Source organism: Streptomyces cacaoi, from assembly GCF_006539165.1.
Classification (GTDB): domain Bacteria; phylum Actinomycetota; class Actinomycetes; order Streptomycetales; family Streptomycetaceae; genus Streptomyces; species Streptomyces cacaoi.
Window position 1 is genome coordinate 1 of record NZ_BJMM01000048.1, and the last position, 16,191, is coordinate 16,191.

The 16,191-nt window shown below is 73.3% G+C and carries 10 protein-coding genes and 1 pseudogene; 9 read left to right on the top strand and 2 right to left on the bottom strand.

Features of this window, described 5'->3' with window-relative positions:
* The 6 genes from SCA03_RS29020 to SCA03_RS29045 all read left to right on the top strand — a co-directional run.
* The coding region (locus SCA03_RS29020; RefSeq protein ID WP_141275744.1) for a non-ribosomal peptide synthetase at nt 1-5,930 on the top strand (5,930 nt) is incomplete at its 5' end.
* 228 nt (nt 5,931-6,158) lie between these two features.
* Nucleotides 6,159-6,374 (top strand): MbtH family protein, encoded by a 216-nt coding sequence (locus SCA03_RS29025; protein ID WP_030896353.1) that lies wholly within the window; start codon nt 6,159-6,161, stop codon nt 6,372-6,374.
* Between the two features lie 50 nt (nt 6,375-6,424).
* Complete coding sequence (locus SCA03_RS29030; RefSeq protein ID WP_230988983.1) at nt 6,425-7,789, top strand: cytochrome P450; 1,365 nt, start codon at nt 6,425-6,427, stop codon at nt 7,787-7,789.
* A 167-nt stretch (nt 7,790-7,956) separates the two neighbouring features.
* Nucleotides 7,957-8,694: an SRPBCC family protein gene (locus SCA03_RS29035; protein WP_086814491.1), complete on the top strand. Its 738-nt coding sequence runs from the start codon at nt 7,957-7,959 to the stop codon at nt 8,692-8,694.
* Between the two features lie 168 nt (nt 8,695-8,862).
* On the top strand, nt 8,863-10,206 hold the full coding sequence (locus SCA03_RS29040) for a cytochrome P450 family protein (protein ID WP_230988984.1): 1,344 nt from the start codon (nt 8,863-8,865) through the stop codon (nt 10,204-10,206).
* A 428-nt stretch (nt 10,207-10,634) separates the two neighbouring features.
* Entirely contained in the window at nt 10,635-12,134 is a 1,500-nt protein-coding gene (locus SCA03_RS29045; RefSeq protein ID WP_086814490.1) for an amino acid permease, read from the top strand.
* 92 nt (nt 12,135-12,226) lie between these two features.
* On the opposite strand, the gene SCA03_RS29050 is transcribed toward SCA03_RS29045, so the two are convergent.
* Nucleotides 12,227-12,436: a hypothetical protein gene (locus SCA03_RS29050; protein WP_030896363.1), complete on the bottom strand. Its 210-nt coding sequence runs from the start codon at nt 12,434-12,436 to the stop codon at nt 12,227-12,229.
* 120 nt (nt 12,437-12,556) lie between these two features.
* Here SCA03_RS29050 and SCA03_RS36560 point away from each other — a divergent pair.
* The 3 genes and pseudogenes from SCA03_RS36560 to SCA03_RS29060 form a co-directional block, all read left to right on the top strand.
* Nucleotides 12,557-12,781, top strand: a pseudogene (locus tag SCA03_RS36560) (helix-turn-helix domain-containing protein); the annotation flags it as partial.
* Between the two features lie 33 nt (nt 12,782-12,814).
* Entirely contained in the window at nt 12,815-13,390 is a 576-nt protein-coding gene (locus SCA03_RS29055; RefSeq protein WP_230988988.1) for a DUF5753 domain-containing protein, read from the top strand.
* Entirely contained in the window at nt 13,387-13,596 is a 210-nt protein-coding gene (locus SCA03_RS29060; RefSeq protein ID WP_086814488.1) for a DUF397 domain-containing protein, read from the top strand. The genes SCA03_RS29055 and SCA03_RS29060 overlap by 4 nt, the downstream gene beginning before the upstream one ends.
* 103 nt (nt 13,597-13,699) lie before the next feature.
* Here the strand turns inward: SCA03_RS29060 and SCA03_RS29065 are convergent, their stop codons facing one another.
* The gene (locus SCA03_RS29065; RefSeq protein ID WP_037853451.1) at nt 13,700-15,571 is read right to left on the bottom strand and encodes an ABC transporter ATP-binding protein; all 1,872 of its coding nucleotides are present in this window, start codon (nt 15,569-15,571) and stop codon (nt 13,700-13,702) included.
* Nucleotides 15,572-16,191 lie beyond the last annotated feature (620 nt).

Here is a 16,191-nt window from a genome sequence, read left to right on the forward strand (position 1 = left end):
CGGTGGCCCGTAGTGTCGTGGTCGCCCGGGAGGACCGTCTGGTCGGCTACCTCGTCCCGCACACCGCCGACGACGGCACCGGCCGGGCCAGGAACAGCGCGGCGGAACGCGAACAGCTCGACGCCTGGCGGCGGATCTACGAGGACCTGTCCGACGCACCCGAACACCCCGGCCGGCGTCGGCAGGCGCCGTTCGGCGAGGACTTCACCGGCTGGAACAGCAGCTACGACGGCTCGGCCCTCCCGGTCGGCCAGATGCGGGCCTGGCGGGACGCCGCCGTCGACCGCATCCTGGCGCTGCGGCCCCGGCGGGTGCTGGAGATCGGCGTCGGCACGGGTCTGCTGCTGGCCCGGATCGCCCCGCACTGCGTGCACTACCGGGCCACCGACGTCTCCGGCAGCGCCGTCGCCGCGCTCGCCGAACAGGTCGCCGAACGGCCGGAGTTGGCGGGCAGGGTGCTGCTGGAGCGGCGCGACGCCGAGGACACCGAGGGCCTGCCGGCCGGAGAGTTCGACACGATCGTGCTGAACTCCGTCGTCCAGTACTTCCCCAGCGGGGAGTATCTGACCGAGGTGCTGGCCGGGCTGCTGCCGCTGCTGGCACCCGGCGGCGCCGTCTTCGTCGGCGACGTGCGCGACGCGCGGCTGCTGCGGACGCTGGCCACCGCGGCACAGCTGCACCGCGCCGGGCCCGGCACCGACCTGCCCACGCTGCGGCGCGGCATCGACCAGGCGCTGCGCATGGACAAGGAACTCGCCGTCGACCCGGCGTTCTTCGCCGCCCTGCCGGACCAGCTCGACGCGCTCACCGACGTCGACGTGCAGCTGAAGCGCGGCCGGTTCCCCAACGAGCTGCTCCGGTACCGCTACGACGTGGTGCTGCACACCGCGCCGTCCCCGGCCGGCCCGGACACCTCCGCGATCCCGCGGCTGGAATGGCCCCGGCAACCGGATCCGCTCGACGCCGTCCGGCAGGTGCTGACCGGGGACCGGCCCCCGCTGCTGCGGCTCACCGGCGTGCCCAACTCCCGGCTCGCGCACGAGGTGTCCCTCGCCCGCGCGGCCGGGCGCGGGGACACCACCGTCGAGGAGCTGCGCCGCCGGCTGCACACCGAGCCGGCAGACCTGAGGGACCCGGCGGACCCGGTGGGCGGGGCCGTCGACGTCGAGGATCTGCGGGAGCTGGCGGGGGAGTGCGGCTACCGGGCCGGGGTCACCTGGTCACCGGACGCGCTGGAGGCCGTGGAGTTCGTCCTCGCCGACACCGCGCACACCCCGGCGGCCACCGTGCTCGGCCGGTACCGCGCTCCCCGTGCCGGGGCCGCGGCGGCGCTGACCAACCACCCCGTGGCCGCCCGGGGCACCGGCGCCCTGCTGGCCGCGCTCCGCGACCACCTGGCCGCCAGGCTGCCCGAACACCTCGTCCCTTCGGTGCTCGTCCCGCTGGAGGAGCTGCCGCTGACCGCGTCCGGCAAGCTCGACCGCGCGGCGCTGCCCGCACCCGAACTGGGCGCGGGCAGCGGCGGACGGGCCCCGCGCACCCCGCAGGAACAGGTGCTCGCCGAGCTGTTCGCCGAGGTGCTGGGACTGCCCCGGGTCGGGGTCACGGACAGCTTCTTCGCGCTCGGCGGGCACTCCCTGCTGGCGACCCGGCTGACCGCCCGGGTGCGGGCCACCCTCGGCGTCGAACTGCCGGTGCCCACACTGTTCGAGGCCCCGACGGTGGCCGCGCTGGCCGAACGCCTCGCCCGCGCCCATGCCGCGCGCCCCGCGCTGCTGCCCGAGCCGCGCCCCGCACGGGTGCCGCTGTCGTTCGCACAGCGCCGCCTGTGGTTCCTGCACCGGATGGACGGCCCGAGCGCCACCTACCACATGCCCCTCGCGCTGCGGCTCACCGGGCCGCTCGACCGGGAGGCCCTGCACGCCGCGCTGGGGGATCTCCTCACCCGGCACGAGAGCCTGCGCACCGTCTTCCACGAGACGGGCGGCGTCCCGTACCAGCACGTGCTGCCCGCCGACACGCCGATGCCGCTGCGCACCGCCGCCGTCGACGGCACACAGCTGCCGCAGCGGCTCGCCGAGGAGGCCCGGCGCGGCTTCGACCTGGCCGCCGAACCCCCGGTGCGGGCCGCGCTGTTCACGCTCGACCCGGGGCAGCACGTCCTGCTGCTCGTCGTGCACCACATCGCCGCCGACGGCTGGTCCATGGGCCCGCTCTCCCGCGACCTGGCCACCGCCTACGCGGCCCGCTGCCGGGGCACGGAGCCGGCCTGGGCGCCGCTGCCTGTGCAGTACGCCGACTACACCCTGTGGCAGCGGCGGCTGCTCGGCGACGAGGACGACCCGGACAGCGCGTTCGGCGACCAACTCGCCTACTGGCGCGATCAGTTGGCCGGGCTCCCGGAGTGCCTCCGGCTCCCCGCCGACCGGCCGCGCCCCGCCGTCGCCGGAAACCGGGGCGACACCGCCGTCGTACGGATCGACCCCGAGCTGCACCGGGCGGTCCGCAGGCTGGCGACCTCCAGCGGCACGAGCGTGTTCATGGTCCTCCAGGCCGCGCTGGCGGCGCTGCTGCACCGGCTCGGCGCCGGCACCGACATCCCCGTCGGCAGCCCCGTCGCCGGCCGCACCGACGCCGCGCTCGACGACCTCGCCGGGTTCTTCGTCAACACCCTGGTGCTGCGCACCGACACCTCCGGCGACCCGGCCTTCACCGAGCTCCTCGCCCGGGTACGCGGCACCGCGCTGGCCGCCTACGCCCACCAGGACGTCCCCTTCGAGTACCTCGTGGAGGCGGTCAACCCGGCCCGCTCGCTCGCCCACCATCCGCTGTTCCAGGTCATGCTGGCCCTCCAGAACGCGCCCTCGGGCGAGTTCGCCCTGGACGGTCTCCAGGTGACGCCCGAGCCGGTGTCCACCGGCACCTCCCGTGTCGATCTGACCTTCAGCCTGACCGAGCAGCAGGCACCCGACGGCGGCCCGGCCGGTATCGACGGCGCCGTCGAGTACGCCACCGACCTGTTCGAGCCCGGCACCGTCGCCGAGCTGTGCGCCACCTGGCTGCGGCTGCTGCGGCAGTTCGTGCGGCACCCGGAGCGGCCGATCGGCCGGGCCGAGGTGCTGTCCGCCGAGGAACACCGGCGGCTGGCCACCGGCCCCCGGCTGGACCTCGGCCCGGACGCCACCGTGCCCGGCCTGTTCGCCGCCCGCGTCCGCACCGCCCCGGACGCGCCCGCCGTGCTCGCCCCCGACGCCGAGCTGACCTACGCCGAACTCGACGCGCGCTCCGACCGGTTGGCGCACGCGCTGATCGAGCAGGGGGTGCGCCCCGAGGGAGCCGTCGCCGTGCGGCTGCCCCGCTCGGCCGGGTTCGTCGTGGCCGTCCTCGCCGTCCTGAAGACCGGCGCCGCCTATGTGCCGCTCGACCCCCGCTACCCGTCCGCCCGCACCGAGCTGATCATGCGGGAGACCGGTGCGCGGGTGCTGCTCACCGAGGACGTGCTCAGCGCGCTGGAGGGCACGGCACCGGACCGGGGCGCACCCCCCGCCGTGTGCCTGCCGCAGCAGCTCGCCTATGTGATGTACACCTCCGGGTCCACCGGCCGCCCGAAGGGCATCGGCACCACCCACCACGACGTCGCGGCCCTCGCCCGGTCCGGCTGCTGGCGCGGCGGCGCCCACCGACGGGTGCTGCTGCACTCGCCCGCCGCCTTCGACGCCGCGACCTACGAACTGTGGACGCCGCTGCTCGGCGGCGGCACCGTCGTCGTCGCCCCGCCCGGCGACCTCGACGTGGGCACGCTGCGCGACGTCGTCGCCCGGCACCGGGTCACCGCGCTGTGGCTGACCGCCGGCCTGTTCCACCTGGTCGCCGAGGAGCACCCGGAGTGCTTCGCCGGGGTGCGCGAGGTGTGGACCGGCGGCGACGTGGTGTCCGGCGCGGCCGTCACCCGGGCCCTGGAGGCGTGCCCCGGCCTGGTCGTCGTCGACGGATACGGACCGACCGAGACCACGACCTTCGCCACCGCCCACCGGATGACCGCCCCGCCGGGCCCCGGCCGCCCCGTCCCCGTCGGCCGGCCCCTGGACGGCATGCGGGCGCACGTGCTGGACGAGGCCCTGCGTCCGGTGCCGCCCGGCGTGGTGGGGGAGCTGTACCTGGCCGGCGCCGGGCTGGCCCGCGGCTATGTGCGGCAGCCCGCGCAGACCGCCGGCCGGTTCGTCGCCGACCCGTGGGGCCCGGCCGGTGCACGGATGTTCCGCACCGGCGACCTGGCCCGCCGGCGCACCGACGGCGAGCTGGAGTTCACCGGCCGCGCCGACGACCAGGTCAAGCTGCGCGGCTTCCGGGTCGAGCCGGGCGAGGTGGAGGCCGTGCTGGCCGGCTGCGCCGGGGTCGCACAGGCGGCGGTCGTCGTCCGGGAGGACCGGCCCGGCGACCGCCGGCTGGTCGGCTATGCCGTACCGGCGCCCGGCGCGGAACCGGACGTCGCCGAGCTGGTCGAGACGCTGCGGCAGCGGCTGCCCGGCTATCTGGTGCCCTGGGGCCCGGTGCTGCTGGACGCGCTGCCGCTGACGGACAACGGCAAGCTCGACCGTGCCGCGCTGCCGGCCCCGGACGCCCACGCGGCGGACCGCGGCCGGAATCCGCGCACCCCGCAGGAGGAGCTGCTGTGCGGGCTGTTCGCCGAGGTGCTCGGGCTGGAACGGGTCGGCGTCGACGACGACTTCTTCTCCCTGGGCGGCCATTCGCTGCTGGCCGCGCGGCTGGTCTCCCGGATCCGGGATGTCCTCGGCACCGAACTGGGGCTGCGCACCCTCTTCGAGGAGCCCACCGTGGCCGGACTGTCGGCCCGCCTGGCCTCCGGTGAACCCGACGCCGCGTTCGAGGTGCTGCTGCCGCTGCGCGCCAACGGCAGCCGCCCGCCGCTGTTCTGTATCCACCCCGGCAGCGGCATCAGCTGGTCGTACTCCAGCCTGCTGAACCATCTCGGGCCGCAGCACCCGGTGTACGCGGTGCAGGCCCGTGGCCTCGCCCGCGCCGAGACGCTGCCGGACTCCTACGAGCGGATGGCCGTCGACTACGTCGAGCAGATCCGCACGGTGCAGCCCGCGGGCCCCTACCGGCTGCTCGGCTGGTCCGCCGGTGGGCTGATCGCCCACGCCGTCGCCACCGAACTCCAGCGGCGCGGCGAGGCCGTCGACCTGCTGGCGGTGCTCGACGCCTACCCCGTCCCCGACGTCGACTTCGACGAGCCGCCGGTGCCCACCGAACGGGACGTCCTGGTCGGCATGTTCGACCACGCGCCGCAGCTCGCGGACGACGAGACGCTCACCTACGAGCAGGTGGCGGACTTCCTCCGGGAGCAGGGCAGCGCGCTGGCCGGGCTGGAGCCGCGGCACCTGGAGGCGATCGTCCGCATCATGATCAACAACGCGACGCTCGCCCTCGACTTCCGCCCCGGCGTCTTCGACGGCGACCTGCTGCTGTTCAACTCCACCATCGACCGGGAGGCCGACGCACCGGGCCGGCACACCTGGCAGCCGTACGCCACCGGCACCGTCCACTCCCACGACATCACCACCCGGCACGACCGGATGACCCAGCCCGGCTCCCTCGCCCAGATCGGCCCGCTGCTGTCGGCGGCGCTCGACGAACTGCCCGACAGCCCGCACGACGACGAGGACGAGGCGTGCGGAAAGCCGCCCGGGGAGTCGTTCGAGGAGTCACCCGGGAAGCCGTCCGCGCGGCGGACCGGGGAACGGGCGGCCGGCGAGCCCGGCGTCCGGCACGACCGCGGCCCCGACACCCCGCCCGAGCACGCGGCCCCGCACACCCCCGTGGCCGACGTCCCGCACGCGCGCCGCCCCGAGGAACCCGGCCACGGGCCCGTGCACCCGCAGGACCGGTCGGCCCCCGCGAACGGCTGACGACCGGCCACCGCACGGCCGACGGCCCGCGACGGCGGAACGACGGCCGACGACCGAAGTCCGGCAGCCGAAGACCGCCGGCCGACGACCGACAGCTGAAGACCGACAGCTGAAGACCGCCGGCCGAAGCCCGAAGCCCGAAGCCCGAAGCCCGAAGCCCGAAGACCGAAGACCGCGTACCGCCCCGGCGCGCCCGCGCCGGGGCCCGCAACCGGAAGAGAGAGACCCATGAACAACCCGTTCGAGGACGACGAGCGCACCTACCAGGTACTGGTCAACGACGAGCGCCAGCACTCCCTGTGGCCGGTCGGCATCGACGTGCCCGCCGGCTGGACCGTCGCGCACCCGGAGGACACCCGGGAGGCGTGCCTGGCCTACGTCGAGCGCGAGTGGACCGACATGCGCCCGCAGAGCCTCGTCGACGCCATGAACACCGGGCAGTGAGCCCCCAGTCCGCACGCCGACCGGCATCGAAACCGACACCCCGGCACACCATGGACGACACCGACACCCGCTCCGGCCCCACCGACCTCCCCGACGGCCCCGGCAGTCCGGGCGGCCCCCGACCCGAGAGCGCACCCGGCGGCGCCGACACGACCGGCTCGACCGGAACGACCGACTCAGCCAGCACCGCCGACACGACCGACACGACCGACACGACCGACACTGCCGAGATCATCACCCGGGAACTGGCCTCCGACCGGTTCCGCGCCGACCCCTACCCCGCCTACGCACTGCTCCGCGACCGGCCGGAGCCCTACCGCAGCCCGGACGGCGTCTGGTACCTGGCCCGGCACGACGACGTCCAGGCGGCACTGACCGACCTGCGGCTGTCCAACGACCGGGATCGGATCACCCGCGCCCTGGCGGCCCGCACCGGCGCGGGCCGCGACATCAGCCGGCTCACCCGCCGCCTGGGTCGGGTGATGACCAACACCGACCCGCCCGAGCACGCGCGGCTGCGGACCCTGGTCAACAAGGGCTTCACGGCCCGGCGGATCCAGCAGCTGCGCCCCCGCATCCAGCAGGTCGTCGACGCCCATCTGGACCGCGCGCTCGCGGCCGGGCGGCGCCTGGACCTCATCGCCGACCTGGCCGCCCCGCTCCCGGCCACCGTCATCTGCGACCTGTTCGGCATCCCCGAGGCCGACCGGCCCCGGCTCCTCGCCTGGTTCCGGCGGATGACCGACCTGACGGACGGCATCGACCGCGTCGAGGCCGCCGTCGACCGCTTCGAGAACTATCTGGCCGGCGTCATCGCCGAGCGGCGCGCCGCCCCGGGCGACGACATCATCAGCGCGCTGGTCGCCGCGCAGGAACGCGGTGACCGGCTGACCGACGAGGAACTGTGGTCGACCTGCTTCATGCTGCTCACCGCGGGCGTGGACACCACCACCCATCTCATCGGCAACGGCGTCCTCGCCCTGCTGCGCCACCCCGCCCAACTCCGGCTGCTGCAACAGGATCCGGCGCTGATCGGCCCCGCCGTCGACGAGCTGGTGCGCTACGACCCCCCGACGCAGATGATCATCCGGGCCGTCGCCCGGCCCGTCCCGCTGCACGGCGTCACCCTGCGCCCCGGCGACCTGGTGCACCTCGTCCTCGCCGCGGCCAACCGCGACCCGGCGCGCTTCAAGGACCCGGACAGGCTCGATCTCACCCGCGACGAGGGTCGCCCGCTCAGCTTCGGCACCGGGCGCCACTTCTGCCTCGGCGCGCCCCTCGCCCGGCTGGAGGCCGAGATCGCCATCGGCACCCTGATCCGCCGGCTGCCCGGGCTCCGCCTCGACACCGGCACACCGCGCCGGCGCGCCAACCCCATGATGCGCGGCCTCACCGCACTGCCCCTGACCCACTGAACCGCCCACCGACCGGCCGACCACCCGCAGCGCCCCGGCACCGACCAACACCGACCAGCCCCGCCCAGCCCCGACAGCGTCACCCCGCACCGACAGCACCGACAGCACGGACCAGCACCGACCACCACCACCCCGGCCGCCACGCCGGGAGACGGAGGCCCACACCGATGTCCTGGGAATACCTCATCCGCCGCGAGCACCAACTGCCCGTCACTCCCGAGCAGTTGTGGCAGGCCGTGGCCACCGACGCGGGCAACCGCGGCTGGCTCTACCCGATGGAGATCGAGCCGCGCGTCGGCGGCCGGGTCTCCCGCGGCCCCGCCACCGTCCTGCACTGGGAGCCGCCCGCCCACTTCGCCTGCCGGCACACCGACGAGGAGACCGGCTTCTCCAACACACTCAGCTACCGCATCGAGCCCGGCCCCGACACCGGCTCCACCCTGCGCTTCTCCATCCACTGGCAGCACCCCGGCGCCGCCGACGACAACTGGAACCTGCGGGCCGACGCCGCCACCCGGCACAGCGACTTCTACCACCACAGCCTCGCCGAGTACCTACGGCACTTCGCACCGCGCCCCGCCCACTACATCCGCGCCTACCGCCCGGGCCCCGACCCCGACCCGGACGCCTTCCCCCGGCTGCTGGACAGGCTCGGTGTCCCCGCCGACGCCACGGCCGGCGACCGCGTCGCCCTGCGCCCCGACGGACTCCCCGCGCTGGACGCCGTCCTCGACCACCGCAGCCCCGACTTCCTCGGCCTGCGCACCGAGGACGGCCTGTACCGCTTCTTCAACGGCCACTCCTGGAACTGGCCGACCTGGCTGGGCCACCACCTGTTCGACGAGAGCACCGACCCGGACGAGGCCGTGCACCGCTGGACGGAATGGCTCACCAAGACCAGCTGACCACCCCACGCGCCCGCCTCCGCCCCCGCGTGGCGGCCGTCCGGCGAGTACCGGCCCTCCGGCCGATCGGAGCCGGACGGCCGGCAGGGGTCAGGCGGCGGTGACCGGGGCACGGGCCGGATCCTCCGGCAGCCCGGCACCACAGCGCTCACGTAAGGAGTGGACACCGTGCAATCACCACCGTCCCGCCCGGTCGGCTCGGCGAACGTGACCGACCACCCCGGCCCTGCCGCCGCGCCCCTCTCCGGCGATGAACCGGACCTGACCGGCCACGAGTTCCAGCACGACCCCTGTCGCGCCTACGGGCGGCTCCGCGAGCAGGGGCCGGTCGTGCGTGGCTGGCTCTCCCCGGAGCAGTCCGTCTGGTTGATCACCCGCTTCGCCGACGTCCGCGCGGTGCTCCGCGACCACCGGTTCGTCAACTCGCCGCTGTCCGTGCCGGGCCACACCGGGCCGGACCCCAGGAAGCCGATGCTCTCCGCACTCGGCCTCCCCGAACGGATCCACCCGTACTTCCTGCGTTCCGTGGTCGACAGCGATCCGCCCGGACACACCGTGCTGCGCGGCCTGGTGTCCCGGGCGTTCACCGCTCGCCGCATTCGCGCCCTGCGACCGCGCGTCGCACAGATCGCTGACCGGCTGCTGTCCGAGCTGCCGGGTTACGCCGAGAACGGAGTGGCCGATCTGGTCCGGCACTTCGCCTATCCGCTCCCGATCGCCGTCATCTGCGAACTGGTCGGCATCCCGGAGCCCGACCGGCCGCTGTGGACGTCGTGGAGCGAGGATCTGCTCGCGCTGGATCCCGGCCGGCTGAGCACCTCCACCCCGTCCCTCGTCGACAGTGTGCACGCCGCCGTCGAGGCCCGGCGCCGCTGCCCCACCGACGACCTGCTCAGCGGTCTGATCCAGGCTGCCGACGGCAGCGGCGGCGGCCTCGCCGACGGGGACATCGTCACCATGGTGCTCATCCTCGTCCTCGCCGGGCACGAGACCACCGCGCACCTGATCAGCAACGGCACCGCGGCGCTGCTCGGTCACCCGGACCAACTGGGGGCGCTGCGGGCCGACCCGGGCCTTCTTCCCGGCGCGGTCGAGGAGTTGATGCGCTGGTGCGGTCCGGTCCAGTTGGCCCGCACCCGTTATGCCGCCGAGGACGTCGACCTGCACGGAGTCCGCATCCGCCGCGGCGACACCGTGCAGTGCGTACTGGTCTCCGCCAACCACGACCCCCGGCAGTACACCGCACCGGAGCGGCTCGACCTGACCCGCCACCGGGGGGCCTCCGCCGAGACGCATCTGGGTTTCGAACACGGCATCCACTTCTGTCTGGGCGCGCCTCTCGCCCGTCAGGAGGGCGAAGTGGCATTCCACGCGCTGTGGGAGCACTTCCCGCGGCTCTCCCTCGCCGTACCCCGGGACAGCCTCGAACGGCTCCCGGCCTCCGGTGGCTGGCGTCTTGCCCGTCTTCCGCTCCGTCTCGGACCGCATGCGTTCCGCACACCGTCCGGTTGAACGGGCATCCGGCCACACCGATACGGAGCAAACGGGCACCTCCACGCCCGCCCGGTGACGTGCGCGGACGCGGAGCGGACCGGGCGTAACGGGCGCAACGGCCGCCGCCCGGAGCGCTCGTCCGGTCCGCCTCCGCGGCCCCTTTCGTTGACCTTGTCCAATCCAGGGCGGCGTGCCGGGGCGATGGCCGCCTCACGAATGCATTACGGCCGCCGGTTTTCCGAAATCACGTCCACTTGTGGGCGATTTCTTCTCGCGACGAGCGCGGCGCCGATCGCGCCACTCCGTGGTACACCTGTCCGATCTCCGTCCGGGCGCACCCCCGCCCGGACGGCTGTGCGCGGCCGGCCGACGTCCGGCGTGCACATCTCCCGGGGAGTCGGAGTCCGATCCGGACGGGCCGGATCGCACGGAGAAAGGCGCACGACATGACCTCTGAGAAGGTCACGGACGGCACGGAGAACGCCCCAGCGGACGGCACGGGCGGCAACAGCGCAGAGGGAGTGTCCGACGAGGGATACCAGCGAGGGCTGGGCAGCCGCCAGGTCCAGATGATCGCCATCGGCGGTGCGATCGGTGTGGGCCTGTTCATGGGTGCCGGCGCGAACATCGCCAAGGCCGGACCCAGCATCATCCTGATGTACGCCATGGCGGGCGTCGTCATCTTCTTCATCATGCGGGCACTGGGCGAACTGCTCATGTACCGCCCGGTGTCCGGCAGTTTCGCCGAGTACGCCCGGGAGTTCCTGGGCCCGTTCTTCGGCTTCGTGACGGGCTGGACGTACTGGCTGCTGTGGGTCGTGACCGGCATGGCCGAACTGACGGCCGCCGCGATCTACATCCACTACTGGTTCCCCGGCATACCCCAGTGGGTCAGCGCACTGGTGTTCCTGATCGTGCTGTTCGGCGTGAACCTGATATCCGTCAAGGTCTTCGGCGAGGTCGAGTTCTGGTTCTCGATGATCAAGGTCACCGCGATCATCGGCATGATCGTCATCGGCCTCGGCGTGCTCACCTTCGGCTTCTCCCAGGCCGGTGACACCGCGACCGTCAGCAACCTGTGGGCCCACGAGGGCTTCTTCCCCAACGGCATCGGCTCCAGCCTGATGACGTTGCAGGGCGTCATGTTCGCCTACATCGCCGTCGAACTCGTCGGCATCACGGCCGGCGAGAGCCAGGACCCGAAGACGACGCTGCCCAAGGCGATCAACACCCTGCCGTGGCGCATCATCATCTTCTACGTCGGCTCGCTCGTCGTGATCCTGTCCGTCGTCAAGTGGACCGAGTTCTCCGAGGGCGTCAGCCCCTTCGTGGCGGCCTTCGCCAAGATCGGCATCCCGCTCGGCGCCGGCATCGTCAACTTCGTCGTGCTCACCGCGGCGCTCTCCTCCTGCAACTCCGGCATGTACTCCACCGGCCGGATGCTCCGCGACCTCGCCGAGAACAAGGAGGCCCCCACCTACTTCGGCCGGCTCAACACGCGCCAGTCCCCGGCCACCGGCATCACCGTCTCGGTCCTGCTGATGGGCATCGGCGTCGTGCTCAACTACGTCGTCCCGGAGAAGGCGTTCGCGTACGTCACCTCGGTCGCCACCGCGTGCGGTATCTGGACCTGGTCGATGATCCTCATCAGCCACCTCCTCTACCGCCGGGCCGTCGTCGCCGGACGGCTGCCGAAGTCCTCCTTCCCCGCACCGGGCGGCAGCGCCCTCAGCTGGGTCGCGCTGATCTTCCTGGCCATGGTCCTGGTGATCGTCGCGCTCGACCCGACCGCCCGGATCTCGCTCTACGTGGGCATCGGCTGGGCCGTCGTCCTCGGCGCCTACTGGCTGCTGAGCGCACGCAGCACCGCCTACGCCCACCGCTCCGGCCTCCAGGCCGGCGCGCGGCCCACCGAGGACCTGGAGACCGCGGACAGCGCCGACTGACCCGGCCCCCTTCCTCGCCCCGGCAGAGCCCGGCCGCCACGCACCTCGGTGCCCCGGCGGCCGGGCTCTCCGGTCTCCGGCGACCGCCGTCCTCAACTCCCGTCGTCGAGCGCCGCGATGAGCCGCTCGGCGGTCGGCAGATTGCACCGCCCCAGATCGAGCAGCGGCCCGACCAACTCGTCCGCGCACGAGGAGAGATCGACCTGGAGCGAGGGCAGCAGCACATCCGCCTTGCCCAGCGCGACGATCAGCCGCCGGCAGACATCATCGGCTTCACGAAGCTTGGCCATCGTCGTCGTCATGGTGTCGCGCCTTCCGGGAGAGATCTTCACTTTCTGTGCCTCCATGGTTGCGCTGGGGGCATAGTGGTGTGCAGGGGGAAATCGTGCCGATGCGTCTGTCAAGAGGCGGAGAGCGAAGAGATGACGGCTGAGAACGAAGCCGGCGCGGACTTCAAGAGTGATCCCCAGGTCTCGACCCTGGCCTACTTCGGATCGGAGCTGCGCATCAAACGGGAGGAGGCGGGACTTTCCCAGACGGAGCTGGCCAGGCGGATGTTCTGCACCCACTCCTTGGTGTCCCGGGTCGAAAGCGGGAAGCGCCCCCCGACGTGGGAGTTCGCGCGACGCTGTGACGAAGTGCTTGGCACAGGCGGCGCTTTCCTTCGCCTGGGGCCAGTTGTGATAAAGCACGCGTACCCGGACTGGTTCCGGCCGTTCGTGGAACTGGAGAAGGACGCCAGGGAGATCTGGAACTTCGAGAACCAGGTCGTACCGGGCCTGTTGCAGACCGAGGAGTACGCCCGGGCCCTGTTCGCGGCGGCCCGCCTGCCCAACACGGAGGCACTCGTCGCGGCCCGCATGACCCGCCAGCACATCCTGGAACGCGACAGCCGGGCCCACGTGTGGGCCGTGCTCGACGAGAACGTCCTGCGCAGGGCCGTGGGCGGACCTGCTGTCATGGCCCGGCAGTTGCGCGCGGTGCTGGAAGCGGCGGAGGACCAGCGCACCCTCGTCCAGGTCATCCCGTACGACGTGGGGGCACACGCGGGCATGGCAGGTCCGTTTGCCGGGCTGACCATGAACGAGGGGGCGGACGTCGTCTACATCGACGGTCGCGTTCGCGGTCACGTCACGGCGGATACGAACCACCTCGACGAGTACCGGTACGGCTACGATCTGCTGCGAGCGGACGCTCTCTCGCCGAAGGCGTCGCTCGACATGATCGCCGCGGCGGCAAAGGAGTTTTCCCCGTGACCAGTGCGAGCAGCGTGCCGTCGGTGGCATGGCGCAAGAGCAGCTACAGCGGTCAGGGCGGCGGCAACTGCCTGGAGGTCGGGGAGGGCTTCGTGGGTCCGGCCGTTCCCGTGCGGGACTCCAAGAGGCCCGAGGGTCCGGCGCTCCTCATCCCGGCGGGTGCCTGGCGCGCGTTCACGGCCGGGCTGCACACCGGCGGGCTGTGACAACGTCGGCGGCACAGACGGGGTGAGGGCGGGTCCGGGGGTTCCGGGCCCGCCCCCACACCTGGCCGGGGCCTACGGCGTACCGGGCAGACTCATGACGGGCTCACGGATGTGCCCCGGGTTGTTCGTGTGCGTCGGGCCGGGCGTCGGCCGTCACCTGGTAGGAGAGGAGTTCCTGGAACAGGCCGGGCCGGGCGGCGAGTTCGGGGTAGGTGCCGTCCTGGACGACGCGTCCCTCGTCCAGGACGACGATGCGGTCGGCGACGGCCAGATTGGTGATGCGGTGCGTCACCAGCAGCACCACCCGTTCCCGTGCGAGCCCCCGCAGCCGTTGGAAGAGCCGGTGTTCGGCGCGCGGATCGAGGTTGGCGGTCGGCTCGTCCAGCACCAGGAGACCGGCGGGGCGGAAGAACGCGCGGGCCAGGGCGATGCGTTGCCACTGGCCGCCGCTCAGTTCCTCGCCGTTGAGCCACTCCCGGGCGAGGAGGGTGTCGAGGCCGCTGCCCAGCCGGGCCACGACCTCGTCGGCCCCCGCGGCCCCGCACGCGTCGTGCACCGCGGTGTCCCCGCGCGCGGACGGCTGGCCGAGGGTGATGTTCTCCCGCGCTGTCAGCGGCCAGCGCGCGTAGTCCTGCGGCACGAGAGCCACCTGCTGCCACAGCGCCTGCGGATCGGCCTCCGCGGTGGGCAGCCCGTCCCACAGCACCTGTCCCCGCGTGGGCAGATACAGCCCGCTGACGAGCTTCGACAGCGTCGACTTGCCGGAGCCGTTGAAGCCGACCAGGGCGGTGACCTCGCCCCGGCGCAGGGTGAGCGACACCTCGGACAGCGCGTCGCGGTCCTTGCCGGAGTAGCGGTGCGAGAGCGACCGGATCTCGATCGTCCGCGGCGGCCCGGGCCGGCGCGCGCCCCGGCGCATCCGGAAGCCGCCCGCCTTGTCGAGGAAGCCCGTCCAGTCGTCCATGTACAGCCCCGTACGCACCGCCCGGGAGCCGACGGAGACGAGACCGCGCACCGACTGGCCCACCGTCTGGAGGGCGAAGACCGCCGTCCCGGCGTGCCCGACGCTGATCCGGCCGCTCGCCAGCAGCCCGACGACGGCGGCCCACACGATCGCCGAGCCGAGCCCGCCGCACACCGCACCGACGAGTGACATCCGGGCGCCCTTGTCGGCGGCGGTCCGGTCCTCGCGGTTGATCCGGGCGACGGTGTCGCGGTACCGGCCCGAGAGGAAGGGCGCCATGGTGCCGGCCCGGATCTGGTCGGCGGCGTCCTTGGTGTAGATGTGCCAGCGCAGCACCGCGAGCATCCGGTTGTCGCCGTTGGAGCGGAGGTTGGCGAGGTAGCGCACCCGGGCCGCGCTGACCTGGGAGAGCGCCTGGGGCAGGCTCGCGGCCACCAGCAGTGGCAGCAGTACGGGGTGGACCCCGGCCAGGACGACGGCCCCGGCGAGGAACGAGGCCGCCTGGGCGATCAGATCCTGCCCCTCGTTGATCAGATCGCCGGTGACCTGTGCACCGCGGTCGGCCGCCTCCCTGTCCCGGTTGAAGTCCGGCTCGTCGTAGGCGCACAGCTCGACGCCGGTGCAGCCGTCGAGGAGCATCTGTTCGGCTTCCCGCTTCATGAGGGGACCGAGCCGGGAGGACAGCCAGTTGACGGTGATCGCCAGCAGTGCCCGCGCCCCCGCGGCGCCCGCGAGCAGCACCAGGGACGGCCATGCCTGCATCAGCCGGTGGAGGACGTCCCCGTGCGCGAGGAGCGCGGTGAGGGTGCCGCCGATGGCGAGCAGCCCCATCGCCTGGAGCACGCCCGAGACGGACTGACAGGCCAGCAGCCCCACCGTCGCGGCCCGGTCCACCCGCCACGCCAACTGGAGGGAGCGGCGGACGAGTTGCGGCAGCCGCCGGGCCATGTCGACCAGCCGGATCGACCGCCCGGCCGCCTCCCGGCTGCCCGTCACGTCGACGTACCGCAGCCCACCGGACGGCGGGGCGCTCCGCTCGGCGGACTGCGCGCCGGAGTCCCTCGCGTCGACGGGCTGCGCGTCGACGGGCTGCGCGTCGACGGGCTGTGCGTCGGTGCGCTGTCCGTCGCCCTGCTGCGGGCCGCCCTGCTGCGGGCCGCCGTGCTGCGGGCCGGAGTCGGCGGGGCGGGGGCCGGTGTGCTGCGGGGCGGTGCGCGGCCCGGGGACACCGCGGGCTGAGGCATCGGAGGGCTCGCTCATACCGCCCACCCCGTATCCGGCCGTGCCGGACGCACGGCACCGTCAACACGACGCGAGAGCCCGACCACGCGCTGTTCGAATCCGGGAGGCTGCTGGCTGAGAGCGCGGACAGTGTGCATGGATCCTCCGTCTGAGCGTCGAGGTGGCACTGGTGCTCTAAAAACGCCCCGGATCCGCTCCCGTCACGGCCCGATCGTGGGAGAAGTGGTGAACGCCAGTTCCCATCAAGGGAGTTGACCGAAGACGGCGCGGCACCCGCCCGCCAAACTCGTTCGATCAGGCCGCGACACCCGCCCGGGGGATTGCGCGCACCGGGGAATGCGCGCACCGGGGAATGCGCGCATCGGGGGATTGCGCGTACCAGGGGAGCA

Coding starts and splice junctions, on each gene's coding strand:
- SCA03_RS29050 (WP_030896363.1), bottom strand. CDS start 12,436: ATGACGACGACGATGGCCAAGCTTCGTGAAGCCGATGATGTCTGCCGG.
- SCA03_RS29035 (WP_086814491.1), top strand. CDS start 7,957: ATGTCCTGGGAATACCTCATCCGCCGCGAGCACCAACTGCCCGTCACT.
- SCA03_RS29045 (WP_086814490.1), top strand. CDS start 10,635: ATGACCTCTGAGAAGGTCACGGACGGCACGGAGAACGCCCCAGCGGAC.
- SCA03_RS29025 (WP_030896353.1), top strand. CDS start 6,159: ATGAACAACCCGTTCGAGGACGACGAGCGCACCTACCAGGTACTGGTC.
- SCA03_RS29030 (WP_230988983.1), top strand. CDS start 6,425: ATGGACGACACCGACACCCGCTCCGGCCCCACCGACCTCCCCGACGGC.